Source organism: Spirosoma sp. KCTC 42546 (genome assembly GCF_006965485.1).
In the GTDB taxonomy this organism is placed as follows: Bacteria; Bacteroidota; Bacteroidia; order Cytophagales; family Spirosomataceae; genus Spirosoma.
Window position 1 is genome coordinate 382,201 of sequence record NZ_CP041360.1, and the last position, 16,874, is coordinate 399,074.

Genomic DNA, 16,874 nt, shown 5'->3' on the forward strand with positions numbered 1-16,874 from the left:
CTTCGGTATCAACTTTTCGCCCTACCTTTGCGTTCTGTAGTCAAGGACATTATACATTTTTTCATTATACATTCTCTTAAAAACTAATGGCTTCACAGTACGATGTAATCGTTGTGGGTAGCGGGCCGGGCGGCTATGTAGCTGCTATCCGGGCGTCGCAGTTGGGTTTAAAAACCGCCGTTGTCGAACGCGAAAGCCTTGGCGGCATATGTCTGAACTGGGGCTGTATCCCAACCAAAGCCCTGCTTAAATCAGCGCAGGTTTTTGACTATATCAAGCATTCTGCCGATTACGGAATCACCGTTTCGGGCGAATCGAAAGCTGATTTTGGAGCGGTTATCAAGCGGAGTCGGGGCGTAGCCGAGAGCATGAGCAAGGGCGTTCAGTTCCTGATGAAAAAAAATAAAATTGATGTGATCAATGGTTTTGGTAAGGTAAAGCCCGGTAAGAAGATCGACGTAACGGCTGCTGATGGGAAAGTTACTGAGTACGAAGCCAAACACATCATTATTGCTACCGGAGGCCGTGCCCGCCAATTACCGAGTGTGCCCATCGACGGCAATAAAGTGATTGAGTATCGTAAAGCCATGACACTCGACAAGAAACCCGACAGTTTACTGGTGATCGGTTCTGGGGCAATTGGGGTTGAATTCGCCTACGTATACGCCAGTATGGGTACTAAAGTGACGATTATCGAGTTTCTGCCAAACGTGGTACCCGTTGAAGACGAAGACATCTCGAAAGAGCTGGCTAAGCAATACAAAAAGATTGGCATCGATATTTACACCAAATCAGAAGTAACGAAAGTAGATACCAGCGGCAACGGCTGTAAAGTATTTGTGAAGACACCAGACGGGGAGAAAACCTTTGATGTCGACATCGTGTTGTCGGCAGCTGGCGTTGTTGCCAACATTGAAAACCTGGGACTGGAGGAAACCGGAATTTCCGTTGATCGGGGCAAAATCGTAACCGACGATTATTACCGGACTAACGTTGAAGGTTATTATGCTATTGGCGATGTAACAAAAGGTCAGGCGCTGGCGCATGTGGCCTCAGCAGAAGCTATTATTTGCGTTGAAAAAATTGCGGGCTTACCCCACGTAGAGCCACTGAATTACAACAATATTCCAGGCTGTACGTACTGCACCCCCGAAATTGCATCAGTTGGTTACACCGAAAAAGCAGCTCGCGAGGCTGGCTATGAGTTGAAGGTGGGTAAGTTTCCCTTCTCGGCGTCGGGTAAAGCAAAAGCTGCTGGCGCGCCGGAAGGTTTCGTGAAAGTTATTTTTGATGCTAAATATGGTGAATTCTTAGGCGCTCACTTTATTGGTGCCAACGTAACCGAAATGATTGCTGAGGTAGTAGCCGCCCGTAAACTGGAAACAACGGGCGAAGAAATCCTGAAGACGGTTCACCCGCACCCAACCATGTCGGAAGCCATTAAAGATGCGACCGAAGCTGCTTACGGCGAAGCGATTCACTTGTAATAAATGGATAATGTAAAATGCACAATGAATAATGATGAGGTACTGGTAACCTATAGCCACTCATTATTCATTGTGCATTTTACATTATCCATTTATTTTAAAATCTTCCAGTGCATCAACCCAAGCTTTGTAAAGAAATAAAACAGGGAAGTGCGCAGAACTCCCAGACCGTAGATGGAACTACGCCGAAAATTGATGGATGAGGCTTCGTCAAAATATTTTGTAGGACAGGTTACTTCGCCAATTTCGTAGCCCTTGTAGAAAATCTGGGCAATCATTTCATTGTCGAAAATGAAATCGTCGGAGTTATGTGTAAAGTCCAGATTACGAAGCACTTCTCCCGAAAATGCCCGGTAACCCGTATGGTACTCCGATAGCTTCTGGTTCATGAGTATGTTCTGGGTGAGGGTCAGGAATCGGTTAGCAATGTATTTATACATCGGCATACCGCCTTTTAAAGCGCCCTTACCCAAAATGCGTGAGGCAAATACAACCGGATACAGCCCATTCCCAATAATGGTAATCATAGCAGGGAGCAACAAAGGCGTATATTGATAATCGGGGTGAAGCATCACTACAATATCAGCACCGAGTTCAATGGCTTTAGCGTAGCAGGTTTTCTGATTGCCCCCGTAGCCTTTATTTCGATCGTGACGAATAACATGGCGAATGCCCAGATTTCTAGCCACCTCAACCGTATTGTCGGGGCTGGCGTCATCCACTAAAATAACATCATCAACTAAGTCAAGTGGAATTTCACGGTAGGTACGTTCCAGCGTTAGGGCTGCCCGATAGGCGGGCATAACCACAATCACTTTTTTATTATTAAACATGAAGCAAAATTAAGAGGTGGGTATTGTTGTGGCAATATTTTTAGCAATTGCAGCCATTTCCTTCACCATATTGGGTGTAGATTTGTTGTTTAACCTACAGCATCACCAGATCCGGGCCTTAATTGGCTGTATATTTAGCAATTATGTTTTCCAGCGAAACCGTATTTTTTCTTGCCTTTGCCGTTTTTGTCCTTCTCATTATGATAGTTGACCTTGGCGTTTTCTCCAAGAAGCAAAGCCATGTTGTTCAATTCAAAGAAGCCGCCATTTGGAGTGCAATCTGGGTTGCCTTGTCCATTGGCTTTTATTTTTTTCTGCAATATTACGGTTATCTGGTTCATGGTATCGACTCATTTGCCCGCCTTCAGGAAGTACGTGATCTCTATGCCGATCATGTTAAATTTGTTCCCGGCAATTTTGCGGCCAGTTTAGAGCGCTTTCAGGCCAATATGGCTTTAGAGTACATTACGGGTTACCTGGTTGAGTATTCTCTTTCTGCCGACAATATTTTTGTATTTATACTGATATTCAGTTCGTTTGGCGTTCACGAACGGTATTACAAAAAGATTCTGGTTTGGGGTATTCTGGGTGCAATTATACTACGTTTTATTTTCATTTTTCTGGGTTCTGCCTTGATTCAGCGGTTTGAATGGATCATGTATCTATTTGGCGCTTTTCTGGTGTATACAGGAGTCCAGTTGTTTTTTCAGAAAGACGAGGATGAAAAAATCGAGCCTTCGAAACATCCCGTAATTCGGTTTGCCAGCAAGTACCTGAACGTCTATCATCGTAACGTAACAGATAATTTCTTTGTCCGCCGGAAGTCAGATAAGAAACTGTTTGTAACTCCCTTATTCCTGATCGTGATCGTTGTCGCATTTACCGATCTGGTTTTCGCCGTTGATTCCATTCCGGCCATTTTCTCGATTACCAAGGACCCCTACATTGTCTTCTTCTCGAATGTGTTTGCCATCATGGGACTGCGGTCTATGTTTTTCTTCCTGTCGAGTATTATGAGCCAATTCCGTTTCCTGAAAGTGGGTTTGGCGGTTTTACTGACGTTTATTGGTGCTAAAATGTTGGCTGAGCACTGGTTAGCAGAATTGGGCTTTAAGCCTGCTTATTCGCTCTATATCATTATCGGTATCCTGAGCGTCAGTATTCTGGCTTCGTGGCTTATCCCCGAAAAGAAAGAGAATAGCTAGCCCTCATGAACACAATCTGAGATCAGATTCGTATGATTTAAAAGATTCACAGGATTTTTTACCTTGCCAAACGTTATAATCCTGTGCATCTGTCAAATCCTGTGAAAATTCCTGTTCAGACTGTTCTAAAAACCTTTCGCCGACGCTTAACTAACCTGAGTAGTCGTAACCGTTCACTACTACTGACAAGCTTGCCTGCCGGACAGTTTCTGGATTTGCAGGAAACGGATTTTCTGCTCAACAAACCGGCCTTTAACATCATCACTGATCTGATTAGCCGTAAACCGTCGGTTGCTTTATGTGAGGTGCTCGATCCACGCCAGGAACGTAGTAATGAAGTAAGCCGGAAACTTCGTCGGATTGACCGTACGGCGCGATTTATTGAAGAGGAGCGGGGAACCGAAGATTTATACGTTGGGTGGCCATTTGTAAAAGGCAAGTTTCTGGACGAAACAGTCGTTCATGGGCCGCTACTTTTCTTCCCCGCACAGATTGAACAGCAAGGGAAATTCTGGAAACTCACGCGCCGGGGCGATGAGTTAGCGTTTCTGAATCCAACGCTGGCTTTGGCATATGGCCAGTTTAACCAGGTGAAATTGCCTGATGAACTCATTGAAAAAACAATGGATGAGTTTGATCGAGACCCCATTGCGTTTCGAACTCAATTGTACGAATGGCTTAAAACCACCCCACTTGAAGTCAATTTCAACCCCGATTTATTTGCTGATAAGCTCCAGTTTTTTAACAAGCAAACCACCAAAGATCTCGCTCAACTCGAACGTACTGGCGAATTAAAGTTATATCCCGAAGCGGTTCTAGGTATTTTTCCACAAGCGGGTTCATTTCTGGTGCCTGATTACGATGCGCTTATCGCACGGAGCGAGGTGCATGGAGCAGAGGAGAAGATTCTGGTCGAGGAGGCTAAAGCTGACGCTAGAGAGTTGTTTCCTTCATTCCTTTTCCCTACTCCTGGCTCCCTGCTCCCTGCGTCCTTCCTTCCAGAAAGAAATATTCACACTCCCTTGCCGATGGATGCCTCACAGGAGGCCGCAGTACGAGCGGTGAAAGCTGGTCAGTCGTTGGTAGTTCAGGGGCCACCGGGTACGGGTAAGTCGCAACTGATTGCGAATTTGATGGCTGATGCGGCTGCGTCGGGTAAGCGTGTATTATTGGTATGTCAGAAACGCGCTGCACTCGATGTAGTGCAGGAGCGCCTTCGGCAGGTGGGTATGGCACCGTTTCTGGCCTTGATTCACGATTTTCAGGATGACCGCCGTGCATTATATGCGCAAATTGCCAATCAGATCAACCAGATTGAAGCCTATCGCCAACAAAACAACAGTTTAAATGCAGTTCTATTCGAGCGTGATTTCGATGTGGAAAGCCGCCGGATTGATGAGACAGTTGCTGAATTACAGGTGTTCAAACAGTCCCTTTTTGATACAACAGAGAGTGGTGTATCTGCTAAAGAGCTCTATTTAACCTGCAATCCAATGGCCCCCGTAATCCCACTGGATGATATTTATCCAGAATTCCACTTGTCGAATGTGGATAACTTTGTTCGGAGGTTGATAGATTATGCCGCTTATCAGCAACGGCTGGGGCTAGAACATGCGTGGACAGAACGGGTTAGCTTTGCTTCATTCACAAACGCAGATTTAGGCAAAGTGGATCAAACTATTGCTCGTTGGGCTCAACTGCGCGAGCATACTAACCTGCAAACAGCGCAGTTGGTAGGCCAGGCACTTTCAGTAGCTGAATTGGCCGATTGGCAAGCTCATGATTGGGAACTGACGGCTTTGCTGAATTTGCTGGATTCGCCAGACGCTGCTGAGCTTTGGGGCGTGATCAATCAGTTACGAAACTCAACCAATCACCCTGCACTTGCGACTGACGAAGCGAAGTTTGAGCAAATTGCCCGCGCCTGGGAGGAGTCTTTGGAATCGCCCGGTCCGGAGATTTTATTACCTACAGCTGAGTTAAGATCGTTTCGATTCTTATTGGAGAACGCGCTTACGGCTCGCTCCTCATGGGTTAGCTGGAACTGGTGGCAATTAACTAATGCTGGAAAAACACAACTACAAGCGGTAGCTTCTGCAAATTCGCTGACAGTATCAGAAGTAGATTTACAGATACTCGCCACAAAAATTGATAAACGTATCCGGCTGGAAGCTACCCGCTATGAAGCAACTACGCTATTAGCTGAATTGTCGCTTCCCGAAATGCCAGACAGTATGCGGCTCTTACGTCGGGCGCGGCATATAACCGAACGCGTTCAGGCTATTGTGCCATTACATAAGTTAGCAGAGCCCTCCTGGCAAACTCGGGAGCAATTTATAGGTGACGTGAAGGCGCTACTGAGTTTGGCTATCGCTGTAGAGCAAGAACGAACGGCTGGACAACCCTACCTAACCACTAATCAGCTCAATAGAATTTGGGAAGACAACCCGTTTGCTATAACTCTACGGCAGATTCTCCGTAGTGATTTTGATCTGCTGGTCGAAGCCGACCGGTTACAGGAGGGTTTTTCGGAGAGTGAGCAAACGGTTATTGATCGCCTGAGAAACCAGGAAGCAACCCAGTGGGTCGAGATCTTCCAAACGAGCTTGGCGCAGGTCTGGCTTGACCACCTTGAACGAATATACCCGGAACTTCGGAGTGTATCGTCGCTTAAAATGAGCCAGTGGGAGCAATCGCTTCAGGAAAGTGTCCTTCGCAAACAAACGCTAAGCCGGGACATTCTTCTCGTCAAACTCCGCGAACAAACCTATCGAAATCTGACGCTTAACCGCCTGAATAATGTGGTCACCTATCGTGATTTATTGCATCAGACAACCAAAAAACGGAACGTGTGGCCAGTTCGGAAACTGATGGAGTCGTTTGCTGATGAAGTGTTCAAGTTAGTACCCTGCTGGTTGGCTTCTCCTGAATCTGTTTCAGCCATGTTTCCCTTAACAGAGGGCTTATTCGACCTGGTTATATTTGATGAGGCTTCACAGTGTTTTGCTGAGAATGGTGTTCCGGCTGTAATGCGCGGTAAACAGGTGGTGGTGACGGGCGACAATCAACAGCTTCGCCCCAGCGACCTGTACCGCACACGCTTGGATGAATCTGAATTGGACGAAGAAATACCCGTAGCGCTGGAAGTTGAATCGTTACTCGAATTGGCTGCCCAGCAATTGCCGCAAGTTTCACTGACAGAACACTACCGTAGTCATTCACTGGATCTTATTACCTTTTCGAATGAGCATTTTTATCAAAATAGACTGTCGCTGTTGCCCCATTTCGATGAGATTAACCGACAGGAACCCGCCATCCGTTATTTAAACGTAAAAGGAACTTGGCAACAGAATACAAATCCAACAGAGGCAGAAGCCGTTTTGCAACTTGTTGATCAATTGGTGACTGAGTTGCCCGGTCGTTCAGTCGGTATCGTGACATTTAACTTTCCACAACAGCAGTTGATTCAGGATATGCTGGAAAGCAGGTTGGAAGAATCAGTCGCAGGAGAAAATACGTTTAAACTACCGCCAGATTTATTCGTAAAAAACATTGAAAATGTGCAGGGAGATGAGCGGGATATCATTATTTTCTCCATTGGTTACGCACCCGATGAGCGTGGGCGTTTGTCGATGCAGTTTGGTAGCCTGAATGCACGTGGGGGAGAGAATCGGCTTAATGTAGCTGTTACACGCGCGCGCGAGCGTGTATATGTGGTCACCAGTCTATGGCCTGAACAATTAACTATTGCTAACACGGCCAATGATGGTCCAAAACTGCTGAAAGCCTATCTTGAGTATGCGCTGAATGTAGCTCAGGAACGTTTTCAACCCATACCGAAAACTCAACAACTAGTGCCTTCCAGTGCTTTATTGAAAGATAAACTAGCCGATAAGCACCCGAATTGGCAACCTGAACTCCCCTTCGCCGATCTGACCGTTAAATGTGGGGAAGCCTATGAATCGCTCGTGCTAACAGACGATGATGCGTATTTCCAGCAGACATCCAAGCAAGCACATGCGTATTTACCCATTGCACTACTGGCTCGTAAATGGCCTTTTCAACGGGTTTGGAGTCGGGAGTTTTGGCGGAGTCAGTAACGCAGGTGATGTTAAGTAACGTGGGTGGAAACCCGCGCCACAAATGCAAAAGCCTGAGTTTCCTCAGGCTTTTGCATTTATTCGTTCATCATGCCGATAAACTGATCAAACAGATAATGCGAATCGTGCGGTCCGGGTGACGATTCCGGGTGGTATTGTACCGAAAACGCAGGCTTATCTTTCCGACGAATCCCTTCGATAGTTTTATCGTTGAGGTTGATGTGCGTCAATTCAACGTTTGCCGTGTCCATTACTTCATCTGCCTTTACCGCAAAGCCGTGGTTTTGCGAAGTGACTTCACAATGGCCGGTAATCAGATTTTTTACCGGATGGTTCAACCCACGGTGGCCGTTATGCATTTTATAGGTTGAAATACCACTGGCTAACGAGAGAATTTGGTGGCCTAAGCAAATACCAAATAAGGGTGTTTCGGTAGCTAATGCCTGCTTAACCGTTTCAACAGCGTAGGGCATAGCTGCCGGATCGCCGGGGCCGTTGGCGATGAAGTAGCCGTTGGGTTTCCAGGCCGCTAGTTCAGTATAAGGCGTTTTCGCAGGGAATACCTTACAGAATACCCCCCGCTGATTAAAGTTGCTCAGGATACTTTTCTTGACTCCCAGATCCAGTACGGCTACCCGGAGTTTTGATTCAGGATCACCCTGCTCATAAGCTTCTTGTGTACAAACTTCCGACGACAGCTCAAGTCCGGCCATGTCTGGTACTTTCTGAAGTTCAGCCAATAGCACGGCTGGATCAAGAATTTCGGATGAGATGATACAGTTCATCACACCTTTTGAGCGGATATAACGTACCAATTGCCGCGTATCTACTCCATGAATCCCAACAATACCAGCCTTTTCGAAATAATCCTGCAATGAGCCGTCAGCCGTGTAACGAGAGTGAATGTTGGAGAAAAAATTGCAGACCATTGCCCGAATTTTGACACTACCTGACTCTTGTTCCGCGTTATTCAGCACACCGTAATTTCCAATGTGCGACGTTGTGTTAATAATTACCTGTCCATAATAGGAGGGATCCGTATAAATTTCCTGGTAGCCGGTCATTCCGGTGTTAAAACAGATTTCACCGCCGGCGGTTCCGATCTTGCCGAGAGCCAGCCCCCGGTATACGGTTCCATCCTGTAAAACCAACAGTGCTTCAGGTTGCTGCGTATGTTTCATCTATGCGTTTTGGCTTTAAAGACTAAAAAAAAGGGCTAACCGTTGCGGTTAACCCATTTCTATATGATGTGTTTGTAAGTCACTCCGCTATGCTTCTTCTTTACCACCTTTTAAACGATCCTGTAACTCGGTCAGTTCATCCCATTTGCCATCACGGGCCAGGGCTGCCTGTTCGTTCCAGGTTGTTGCATCGTGTACATTGAACCGAGGGCCTGCATCGACTAAAACCTGTTGTACAGTTTCGTCTTGTGCATCGGCCAACTGTGCAAAGGTAGTAATACCAGCGTTGTTGAGCAACTTAGCGATTTTTGGACCGACACCCTCAATTTTGGTTAGGTCATCACCACTGGTAGCAGCAACTGGAGTTTCTTCAACAGCGGCAGCAGGTGTTGCTTCTGTTTCAACGGCTGTTGCAGCAGGGGCTTCAGTCGTTTCAGCAGCACGTGATCCACTTCCCCGACGGCTACGACGTGTTTTGGTCGTTGCCGTTGCTTTTTCAGCAGCAGCAGCTAACAGGGTTTCGTTGAAGTCAACCAATTCAATTAGGCAGGTTTCTGCGTTATCACCCAGGCGATTGCCCAATTTGATGATACGTGTGTAACCGCCTGGACGGCTGGCGATTTTGTCAGCCACCGTGCCAAACAATTCTTTCATCGTTTCCTTGTCATTCAATGACTGGAATACGACGCGACGATTCTGGTAGGTGTCATCTTTAGCCCGGGTCAGAATAGGCTCCACGAATTTGCGGAGTTCTTTTGCCTTCGCTACCGTCGTCTCAATGCGCTTGTGCAGGATGAGCGACGAGGCCATGTTCTGCAACATCGCTTCGCGGTGCGAGTGCGTCCGGCTTAGGTGATTATGTTTTTTACCGTGTCTCATTATTTTGTGAGGTTTACGGTTTTCGGTTTACAGTTTACGGTCGGCTGACGCGAGTATCGACTGCTTTGCGCCACCGTAAACCAAATACCGTAAACCGGCTTAATCTTCGTCTAATCTGTACTTAGCGACGTCCATACCGAACGTCAGGTTTTTCTCAGCAACTAATTGCTCAAGCTCCGTCAGAGACTTCTTACCGAAGTTGCGAAACTTCATCATGTCCGAAATCTCTAAGCGAACGAGGTCTCCCAACGTCCGTACATCAGCCGACTTAAGACAGTTGTAGGCACGTACCGACAGATCGAGGTCAGCCAGTGACGTTTTCAGAAGTTTCCGCATATGCAGTACTTCTTCGTCTACTACATTTTCCTCTTCTGGTTTGGCCGTTTCAAACGTCATTGTCTGGTCTGAGAACAGCATAAAGTGCTGAATCAGGATATAAGCTGCGCCTTTCAGAGCTTCTTCAGGGTGGATAGATCCATCCGTTTCGATATCTAACAGGAGCCGCTCATAGTCCGTTTTCTGCTCAACCCGCGTGTTTTCAACGCTATATTTCACGTTTTTAATGGGCGTGTAAATAGCATCGATCGGGATATGACCAAACGGAAGTTCGTTTGCCCGTGGTTCATCAGCCGGAACATAGCCACGACCTTTTTCCACGAAAATTTCCATTTCCAAATCCCGCGTATCGTCTATATGACAGATTTCCAGTTCGGGGTTTAACACCTCGAATGATGGCGAGAATTTAGATATATCACCGGCTTTAAGAACCGATTGTTTCTTTATGTTGACGGTGATCTTGTTGTCGACCATGTCATTGATCTTCTTGAAACGAACCATTTTCAGGTTCAGAATGATCTCTGTCACGTCTTCAACAACGCCCTCGATAGAAGAAAACTCGTGCAACACACCAGGAAATTTTACGCTTGTGATGGCGTATCCTTCCAGCGATGACAGTAAGATGCGACGTAGCGCATTACCGATTGTTACACCGTATCCTTTTTCAAGGGGTTTGAATTCAAACACCCCGTGAAAGTCGTCAGCTTTCTCCACTACGACTTTGTCGGGCATTTGGAACGCTAATATTGACATACGTTTCGTATTTTACAGCAGTTCTCTGCCTTGGCGTGAAGACTCAAAAGGAGTTTTCAGTTTTCTGTTTTAAGTTCTCAGGTCAATCGACTACGTATCGGATCAATCAACTGAAAACCGAAAACTGATTAACTGTAAACTTTTTATATAAATCCAGCAGAACCCAGGCTATGAGTTCTGCCAGTAAGCTTACTTCGAATACAATTCGACGATGGCCTGCTCGTTGAAGTTTTCAGGAATTTGATCACGCTCAGGGTAGCTAATAAACTTACCCGTTAGTTGCTGAGCATCCCATTCAACCCAGTTATAACGCTTTGTATTGCGCGCAGCAACACTTGCTGAAACAGCTTCCAGTGATTTCGACTTCTCACGAACACCGATCAGTTGACCTGGTTTCAGCGAGTAAGAAGGAATGTTAACCACTTCGCCATCAACAATAATGTGTTTGTGCGATACCAACTGGCGGGCAGCCCGGCGTGAAGTGGCGATACCCAGACGATAAACGGTGTTATCTAAGCGGGCTTCGCATAATTTGAGCAGGTTTTCACCCGTGATACCTTCGCGAACCTGTGCTCGGTGGAACAGCGCACGGAACTGACGTTCCAGGATACCATAGGTATATTTTACTTTCTGTTTTTCCAGAAGTTGAAGCGCATATTCGGATTGTTTCCGTTTGCGACCGCGACCGTGCATACCCGGTCCGTAATTCTTCTTTTGGAGCGCTTTGCTCGGACCCATAACGGGTTCACCGAACTTGCGCGAAATTTTGGCTTTTGGCCCAATGTAACGTGCCATTCTACAATGAATGAATAATTGTGAAACATTGGACAGACACAACCAAATGTCGCCTGTCCCTATTCATGCCATCCGTAATTATACGCGACGACGTTTTGGCGGCCGACACCCATTGTGCGGCAGCGGGGTAATATCACGAATCGTTGTTACTTCGATACCTGAGTTCTGAATGGTACGGATAGCCGACTCGCGACCTGATCCTGGACCTTTCACGAAAACTTCTGCTTTACGCATACCCAGATCGTGGGCAACGGTAGCACAGTTTTGAGCGGCAGTCTGTGCTGCATAGGGGGTATTTTTCTTTGAGCCACGGAAGCCCATTTTACCAGCCGATGCCCAGGAGATAACCTGGCCGTTCATGTTGGTAATCGAAATGATGATGTTGTTAAACGTAGCCCGGATGTGTACTTGGCCAACGGGTTCAACAACTACCACCCGCTTTTTCGCTTTGTCTTTGCGTTTTGCTTGAGCCATTGTTTGTAGGTAATCGTCAATGTGTCACCGGTAATCATTACTTGCCATTCAACAAAGGATGACCTCAAATGCTCCGTATAACGATGAGCGACCGATTAATTATTTCGTTACTTTCTTCTTGTTAGCAACAGTCTTCCGCTTCCCTTTCCGGGTACGCGAGTTGTTTTTCGTGTGCTGGCCACGAACCGGCAACCCTTTCCGGTGACGCAAGCCCCGGTAGCAGCCGATGTCCATCAATCGCTTGATGCTCAACTGAACTTCCGAACGTAACTGACCTTCTACTTTGTACTCGTTCGAAATCGCGTTACGAACTGCACTCGCTTCTTCGTCCGACCACTCGTTGGCTTTCTTATCAACGCTGATACCAGCGTCGGTCAGGATTTTCTTAGCCCGGCTACGACCAATGCCGTAGATGTAAGTCAGCGCGATTTCGCCACGCTTCTTGTCTGGAATATCAACACCTGCAATACGTGCCATGCTTAGCCTTGTCTTTGTTTGTAACGGGGATTCTTTTTGTTGATCACGTACAGCTTCCCTTTCCGCCGGATCACTTTGCAGTCTTCACTGCGCTTTTTGATGGACGCTTTAACTTTCATAATTGAAAAGTTTGTAGTTCGTAGTTTGAAGTTTGTAGTTATTAGAGGGTAAACCTCAAACTACGAACCACAAACTTCAAACGATTATTTATACCGGTACACAATCCTTGCCTTACTCAAATCATAAGGCGACATTTCCAATTTTACGCGATCTCCAGGCAAAATCTTGATGTAGTTCATCCGCATTTTGCCAGAGATGTGAGCAATTACCTCATGCTTGTTGGCCAATTCGACCCGAAACATTGCATTCGATAATGCCTCCAAAATCACACCGTCTTGTTCTATTGAATTCTGCTTTGCCATGTTGCTTTAAGCCGCCATCAGTTCCTGTGTATCGACCATCAGGCTAGTATTCGCGGTGACTGCTTCGATATATTCAAAGGTGGTTAGAATCTCAGGTTTCCCTTTTCGTACGGCCACTGTGTGTTCAAAGTGAGCCGATGGCTTACGGTCAACTGTCCGAATCGTCCAACCATCACGTTCCTGTACTACACCCTTCTTACCAAAGTTGATCATTGGCTCAATCGCCAGAATCATACCTTCCCGTAACTTAGGGCCTTGACCTCGTTTTCCGTAATTCGGCACTTCAGGGGCTTCGTGCAGGTTCTGACCAACGCCATGACCAACTAACTCCCGAACTACCGAATAACCGAACTTCTCGGTGTAAGTCTGAATAGCATAGCCTATATCACCAACTCGATTTCCTTCTACCGCTTGTCCTAATCCAAGATAAAGCGACTCTTTTGTACGAACCAGCAGCCGACGAACGGCTGGACTAACTTCGCCAACAGGATATGTGTAGGCGCTATCGCTATGATAGCCATTCAATTTTACACCGCAGTCAATCGAGATAATATCACCATCGCGGAGTTCGTAGCGGCTTGGAAATCCATGAACCACTACATCATTGACAGAGATACAGAGTGAAGCTGGAAACTTGTTATAACCTAAGAATGATGGAATGCCACCATTATCCTTTATAAACGTTTCTGCAACGGTGTCCAGTTCCTTTGTGGTAACACCAGGCCGGATAAGCTTTGCCACTTCGGCATGGGCTTTTCCGAGAACCTGAGCACTGATTTTTATCAAAGCAATTTCGTCATCGCTTCTATAAAAAATCATTTTATCCTTTTTGTCAGAACCAGCCATTTCAATTAAGCAGCTACAGTCTCGCTGTTCGTCCGTCCCTGTACCCGGCCTGATTTCATCAGACCTTCGTACCGACGCATGAGCAGATAACTTTCTACTTGCTGAAGCGTATCCAATACCACACCAACCATGATTAGCAGCGATGTACCACCAAAGAATTGCGCGAATCCACTCGTCATTCCTAATAGATTAGCAATAGCTGGTAAAATAGCGACAATTGCCAGCATTATAGCACCAGGCAATGTAATACGGTCAAGCACTGTACCAATGTATTCAGATGTCTGAAGACCTGGTTTTACACCTGGAATAAAGCCACCACTACGTTTCATGTCATCGGCAATCTGTACCGGGTTAACGGAAATAGCGGTGTAGAAGAACGTAAAGATGATAATCAGTAATGCAAAGAGAACATTATACTGCCAGGTTGTATAACTCTGGAACGCATTCTGCACACCTGCTGCAAAATCACTTTTCTCAGCGAATAGCCCTGCTACGTACGTTGGAATGAACATTAACGCCTGAGCGAAAATGATAGGCATTACGCCTGCTGCATTCAACTTTAGGGGCAGGTACTGTCTTTGCCCACCTACAACTTTATTGCCGATAACCTGTTTAGCATATTGAATCGGAATCCGACGAACGGCCTGAGTCAGTACAACAGCACCCATGACAACAAAATACAAGGCAACTATTTCCAGAACGAAAATCAGAATGCCACCCGATCCACGAGATTGTTGTTCACCGATAATGGCACCTGGAAGCCGGGATACAATCCCAATCATGATAATCATGGAAATCCCGTTGCCAATCCCTTTATCCGTAATCCGTTCGCCCAGCCACATACAGAAAATCGTACCAGCTGTAAGAACGAATAACGATGAAATCGTGAATAGTCCTCGGTCAATCAGTAATGCTTCCTGAGGAATCGTAGTCCGAACGTAAGTAATAGCCTGAACAGCCGTTACACCAATCGTTAATACGCGTGTAATTTGGTTCAATCGCTTACGACCTGATTCCCCTTCCTTCTGCATTTTCTGGAAGTAGGGAAGAGCCAGCGTAAGCAATTGAATAGCAATCGATGCCGAGATGTACGGCATGATGCCCAATGCAAAAATCGAAGCCTTACTGAACGCACCACCTAAAAAGGTGTCCAATAAACCGAGCAATCCCTGAGGATTAAGGTTCAGTTTTTGCGGGTCAACGCCTGGTAGCACAATAGCTGAACCGAGACGAAACGCCGTAATGAACAACAGCGTGTTGAGGATTCGACTCCGCAACTCGTCAATTGCAAAAATATTCTTAAACGTGGTGATGAGTCGGTTCATAAAAGTAGTTCGGTCGTTGCCGTGCTCACAACTTATTTAGCTGCTTCTTCTTTCGCTTCTCTTGTAGGCACAATTGCCTTACCGCCTGCTTTTTCAATCGCGTCTTTCGCGCTGGCCGAAAAAGCGTGGGCGTGAATTTCAACAGCGGTTGTCAATTCACCACGGCTTAAAACCTTCACAAGATCTTTCTTGCTTACCAGACCATGCTGTAGCAGGAAATCCATGTCAACAATCGTTGCCTTGGTTTCATCAACCAGTGCCTGAATGGCATCCAGATTGAGGGGTTTGTACTCGACGCGGTTAATATTTTTAAAGCCAAACTTCGGTACACGACGTTGAAGAGGCATCTGACCACCTTCAAAGTGTACTTTGCGACTGTAACCTGAACGCGATTGCGCTCCTTTGTGGCCACGCGTGGACGTTCCGCCCATGCCTGATCCCTGCCCGCGTCCGACTCGCTTGCGCTCTCTGACGGAACCTTTTGCCGGTCTAAGGTTGCTTAAATTCATTGCTATAGTAGTAAAAAATGATTCTTTTGGCTCTTCGACACGGCTCTAACACCCGGTTACAGCGGCCTGAAAACCAAAAGAATCGCAAAGATACTTAAATTTCTTCAACTTTCACCAGGTGCTGCACCTTATTGATTGCACCCTTCAGCGCGTCGTTGTATTCCAGTTCGACGCTGCGGTTGATTTTGCCCAAGCCCAACGACTTGATAGCGTTCTTTTGAGATAGCGGTCGTTTAATGGTGCTGCTGACCTGCGTAATGCGTACTCGTGCCATGTCTGTTGCTCCTTTTAAATTAACCGTTAAATACTTTTGCTAAACTTACCTGACGTTGGAAAGCAACCTGATGGGGTAACCGCATTTTCAGCAGGGCATCAAGCGTAGCTTTTACCACGTTGTGTGGGTTCGATGAACCTTTCGATTTCGCCAGGATGTCGTGGATACCAGCCGATTCAAGAACGGCACGCATAGCACCACCGGCAATTACGCCAGTACCCGGAGAAGCTGGCTTCAGGAGGACAAAGCCACCGCTGAATTTGCCTTCCATTTCGTGAGGAATCGTACGCTTCAGAAGTGGAACCTGTACCAGGTTTTTCTTGGCGTCTTCTACTCCTTTGGCAATCGCGTCCGTTACTTCATTGGCTTTCCCCAATCCGTAACCAACGACACCATTACCATCGCCGACGACGACAATCGCCGAGAAACTGAATCGGCGACCACCTTTTACCACCTTCGCTACGCGGTTGATGGCTACAACCTTTTCTTTGAGGTCGGCTTCGTTAAATTTTGTCGGTCTTGCTGAATTGATGTTCATTGCTTAGAACTTAAGGCCACCCTCGCGGGCTGCGTCGGCCAGTGCTTTTACTTTACCGTGATATAAGTAGCCATTGCGATCAAACACAGCTGCGCTGATGTTCTGGGCAACTGCTTTTTCAGCCAATCGCTGACCTACTTTCTTCGCTGTTTCGAGGGTGTTACCTTCGATTTCGCTTTTCAACTCAACAGAGGATGCAGCTGCCAGTGTACGGCCTGCCACGTCATCGATAAGTTGTGCGTAAATACCCGTGTTAGAGCGGAAAACTGATAGACGGGGACGCTCGGCTGTGCCGGAAACCTTCGCCCGGATACCAAACTTAATCCGCTGCCTTCTTTCTTGTTTTGTAGTTGCCATGTTATTTGATTCCGACCAAATAGGCGTTTTAAAAGTTTGAAGTTTGGAGTCTGAAGTTTAATGTTACCTGTTAAAAAACGTCG

Annotated in this window: 18 protein-coding genes; 3 read left to right on the plus strand and 15 right to left on the minus strand. The window is 46.5% G+C overall.

Annotated elements, in window-relative coordinates:
• Positions 1-86 precede the first annotated feature (86 nt).
• Entirely contained in the window at positions 87-1,487 is a 1,401-nt protein-coding gene (gene lpdA / locus EXU85_RS01645) for a dihydrolipoyl dehydrogenase (protein WP_142770412.1), read from the plus strand.
• A gap of 92 nt (positions 1,488-1,579) precedes the next feature.
• Here the strand turns inward: lpdA and EXU85_RS01650 are convergent, their stop codons facing one another.
• A complete protein-coding gene (locus EXU85_RS01650; protein WP_142770413.1) occupies positions 1,580-2,320 on the minus strand; it encodes a glycosyltransferase family 2 protein in 741 nt (246 codons plus the stop codon).
• 143 nt (positions 2,321-2,463) lie between these two features.
• On the opposite strand from EXU85_RS01650, the gene EXU85_RS01655 reads away from it, so the two are divergent.
• A complete protein-coding gene (locus EXU85_RS01655; RefSeq protein ID WP_142770414.1) occupies positions 2,464-3,525 on the plus strand; it encodes a TerC/Alx family metal homeostasis membrane protein in 1,062 nt (353 codons plus the stop codon).
• A 182-nt stretch (positions 3,526-3,707) separates the two neighbouring features.
• Complete coding sequence (locus EXU85_RS01660; protein ID WP_142776586.1) at positions 3,708-7,625, plus strand: AAA domain-containing protein; 3,918 nt, start codon at positions 3,708-3,710, stop codon at positions 7,623-7,625.
• 77 nt (positions 7,626-7,702) lie between these two features.
• Here EXU85_RS01660 and carA read toward each other — a convergent pair whose 3' ends face one another.
• The 14 genes from carA to rplR all read right to left on the minus strand — a co-directional run bounded on the left by carA (position 7,703) and on the right by rplR (position 16,791).
• Positions 7,703-8,806: a glutamine-hydrolyzing carbamoyl-phosphate synthase small subunit gene (gene carA / locus EXU85_RS01665; RefSeq protein WP_142770415.1), complete on the minus strand. Its 1,104-nt coding sequence runs from the start codon at positions 8,804-8,806 to the stop codon at positions 7,703-7,705.
• A gap of 87 nt (positions 8,807-8,893) precedes the next feature.
• The gene (gene rplQ / locus EXU85_RS01670) at positions 8,894-9,685 is read right to left on the minus strand and encodes a 50S ribosomal protein L17 (RefSeq protein WP_142770416.1); all 792 of its coding nucleotides are present in this window, start codon (positions 9,683-9,685) and stop codon (positions 8,894-8,896) included.
• Positions 9,686-9,784: 99 nt separating this feature from the next.
• Positions 9,785-10,774: a DNA-directed RNA polymerase subunit alpha gene (locus tag EXU85_RS01675; RefSeq protein ID WP_046577854.1), complete on the minus strand. Its 990-nt coding sequence runs from the start codon at positions 10,772-10,774 to the stop codon at positions 9,785-9,787.
• A gap of 189 nt (positions 10,775-10,963) precedes the next feature.
• The gene (gene rpsD / locus EXU85_RS01680; protein WP_142770417.1) at positions 10,964-11,569 is read right to left on the minus strand and encodes a 30S ribosomal protein S4; all 606 of its coding nucleotides are present in this window, start codon (positions 11,567-11,569) and stop codon (positions 10,964-10,966) included.
• Positions 11,570-11,647: 78 nt separating this feature from the next.
• Positions 11,648-12,043 carry a 30S ribosomal protein S11 gene (rpsK, locus tag EXU85_RS01685; RefSeq protein WP_111350591.1) on the minus strand — a complete coding sequence of 132 codons (396 nt, stop codon included), beginning with the start codon at positions 12,041-12,043 and terminating at the stop codon, positions 11,648-11,650.
• 99 nt (positions 12,044-12,142) lie between these two features.
• Positions 12,143-12,520 (minus strand): 30S ribosomal protein S13, encoded by a 378-nt coding sequence (gene rpsM / locus EXU85_RS01690; RefSeq protein ID WP_111346576.1) that lies wholly within the window; start codon positions 12,518-12,520, stop codon positions 12,143-12,145.
• Between the two features lie 2 nt (positions 12,521-12,522).
• Complete coding sequence (ykgO, locus tag EXU85_RS01695) at positions 12,523-12,639, minus strand: type B 50S ribosomal protein L36 (protein ID WP_018618719.1); 117 nt, start codon at positions 12,637-12,639, stop codon at positions 12,523-12,525.
• An 84-nt stretch (positions 12,640-12,723) separates the two neighbouring features.
• A complete protein-coding gene (infA, locus tag EXU85_RS01700; RefSeq protein WP_009284801.1) occupies positions 12,724-12,942 on the minus strand; it encodes a translation initiation factor IF-1 in 219 nt (72 codons plus the stop codon).
• A 6-nt stretch (positions 12,943-12,948) separates the two neighbouring features.
• Complete coding sequence (map, locus tag EXU85_RS01705) at positions 12,949-13,761, minus strand: type I methionyl aminopeptidase (protein ID WP_142770418.1); 813 nt, start codon at positions 13,759-13,761, stop codon at positions 12,949-12,951.
• Between the two features lie 32 nt (positions 13,762-13,793).
• Positions 13,794-15,113 (minus strand): preprotein translocase subunit SecY, encoded by a 1,320-nt coding sequence (gene secY / locus EXU85_RS01710; RefSeq protein ID WP_142770419.1) that lies wholly within the window; start codon positions 15,111-15,113, stop codon positions 13,794-13,796.
• A 32-nt stretch (positions 15,114-15,145) separates the two neighbouring features.
• Positions 15,146-15,622 carry a 50S ribosomal protein L15 gene (gene rplO, locus EXU85_RS01715; protein ID WP_142770420.1) on the minus strand — a complete coding sequence of 159 codons (477 nt, stop codon included), beginning with the start codon at positions 15,620-15,622 and terminating at the stop codon, positions 15,146-15,148.
• 94 nt (positions 15,623-15,716) lie between these two features.
• The gene (rpmD, locus tag EXU85_RS01720) at positions 15,717-15,896 is read right to left on the minus strand and encodes a 50S ribosomal protein L30 (RefSeq protein ID WP_046577840.1); all 180 of its coding nucleotides are present in this window, start codon (positions 15,894-15,896) and stop codon (positions 15,717-15,719) included.
• Positions 15,897-15,915: 19 nt separating this feature from the next.
• The gene (gene rpsE, locus EXU85_RS01725) at positions 15,916-16,434 is read right to left on the minus strand and encodes a 30S ribosomal protein S5 (RefSeq protein ID WP_111346582.1); all 519 of its coding nucleotides are present in this window, start codon (positions 16,432-16,434) and stop codon (positions 15,916-15,918) included.
• 3 nt (positions 16,435-16,437) lie between these two features.
• Positions 16,438-16,791 (minus strand): 50S ribosomal protein L18, encoded by a 354-nt coding sequence (gene rplR, locus EXU85_RS01730; protein ID WP_142770421.1) that lies wholly within the window; start codon positions 16,789-16,791, stop codon positions 16,438-16,440.
• Between the last annotated feature and the right edge of the window lie 83 nt (positions 16,792-16,874).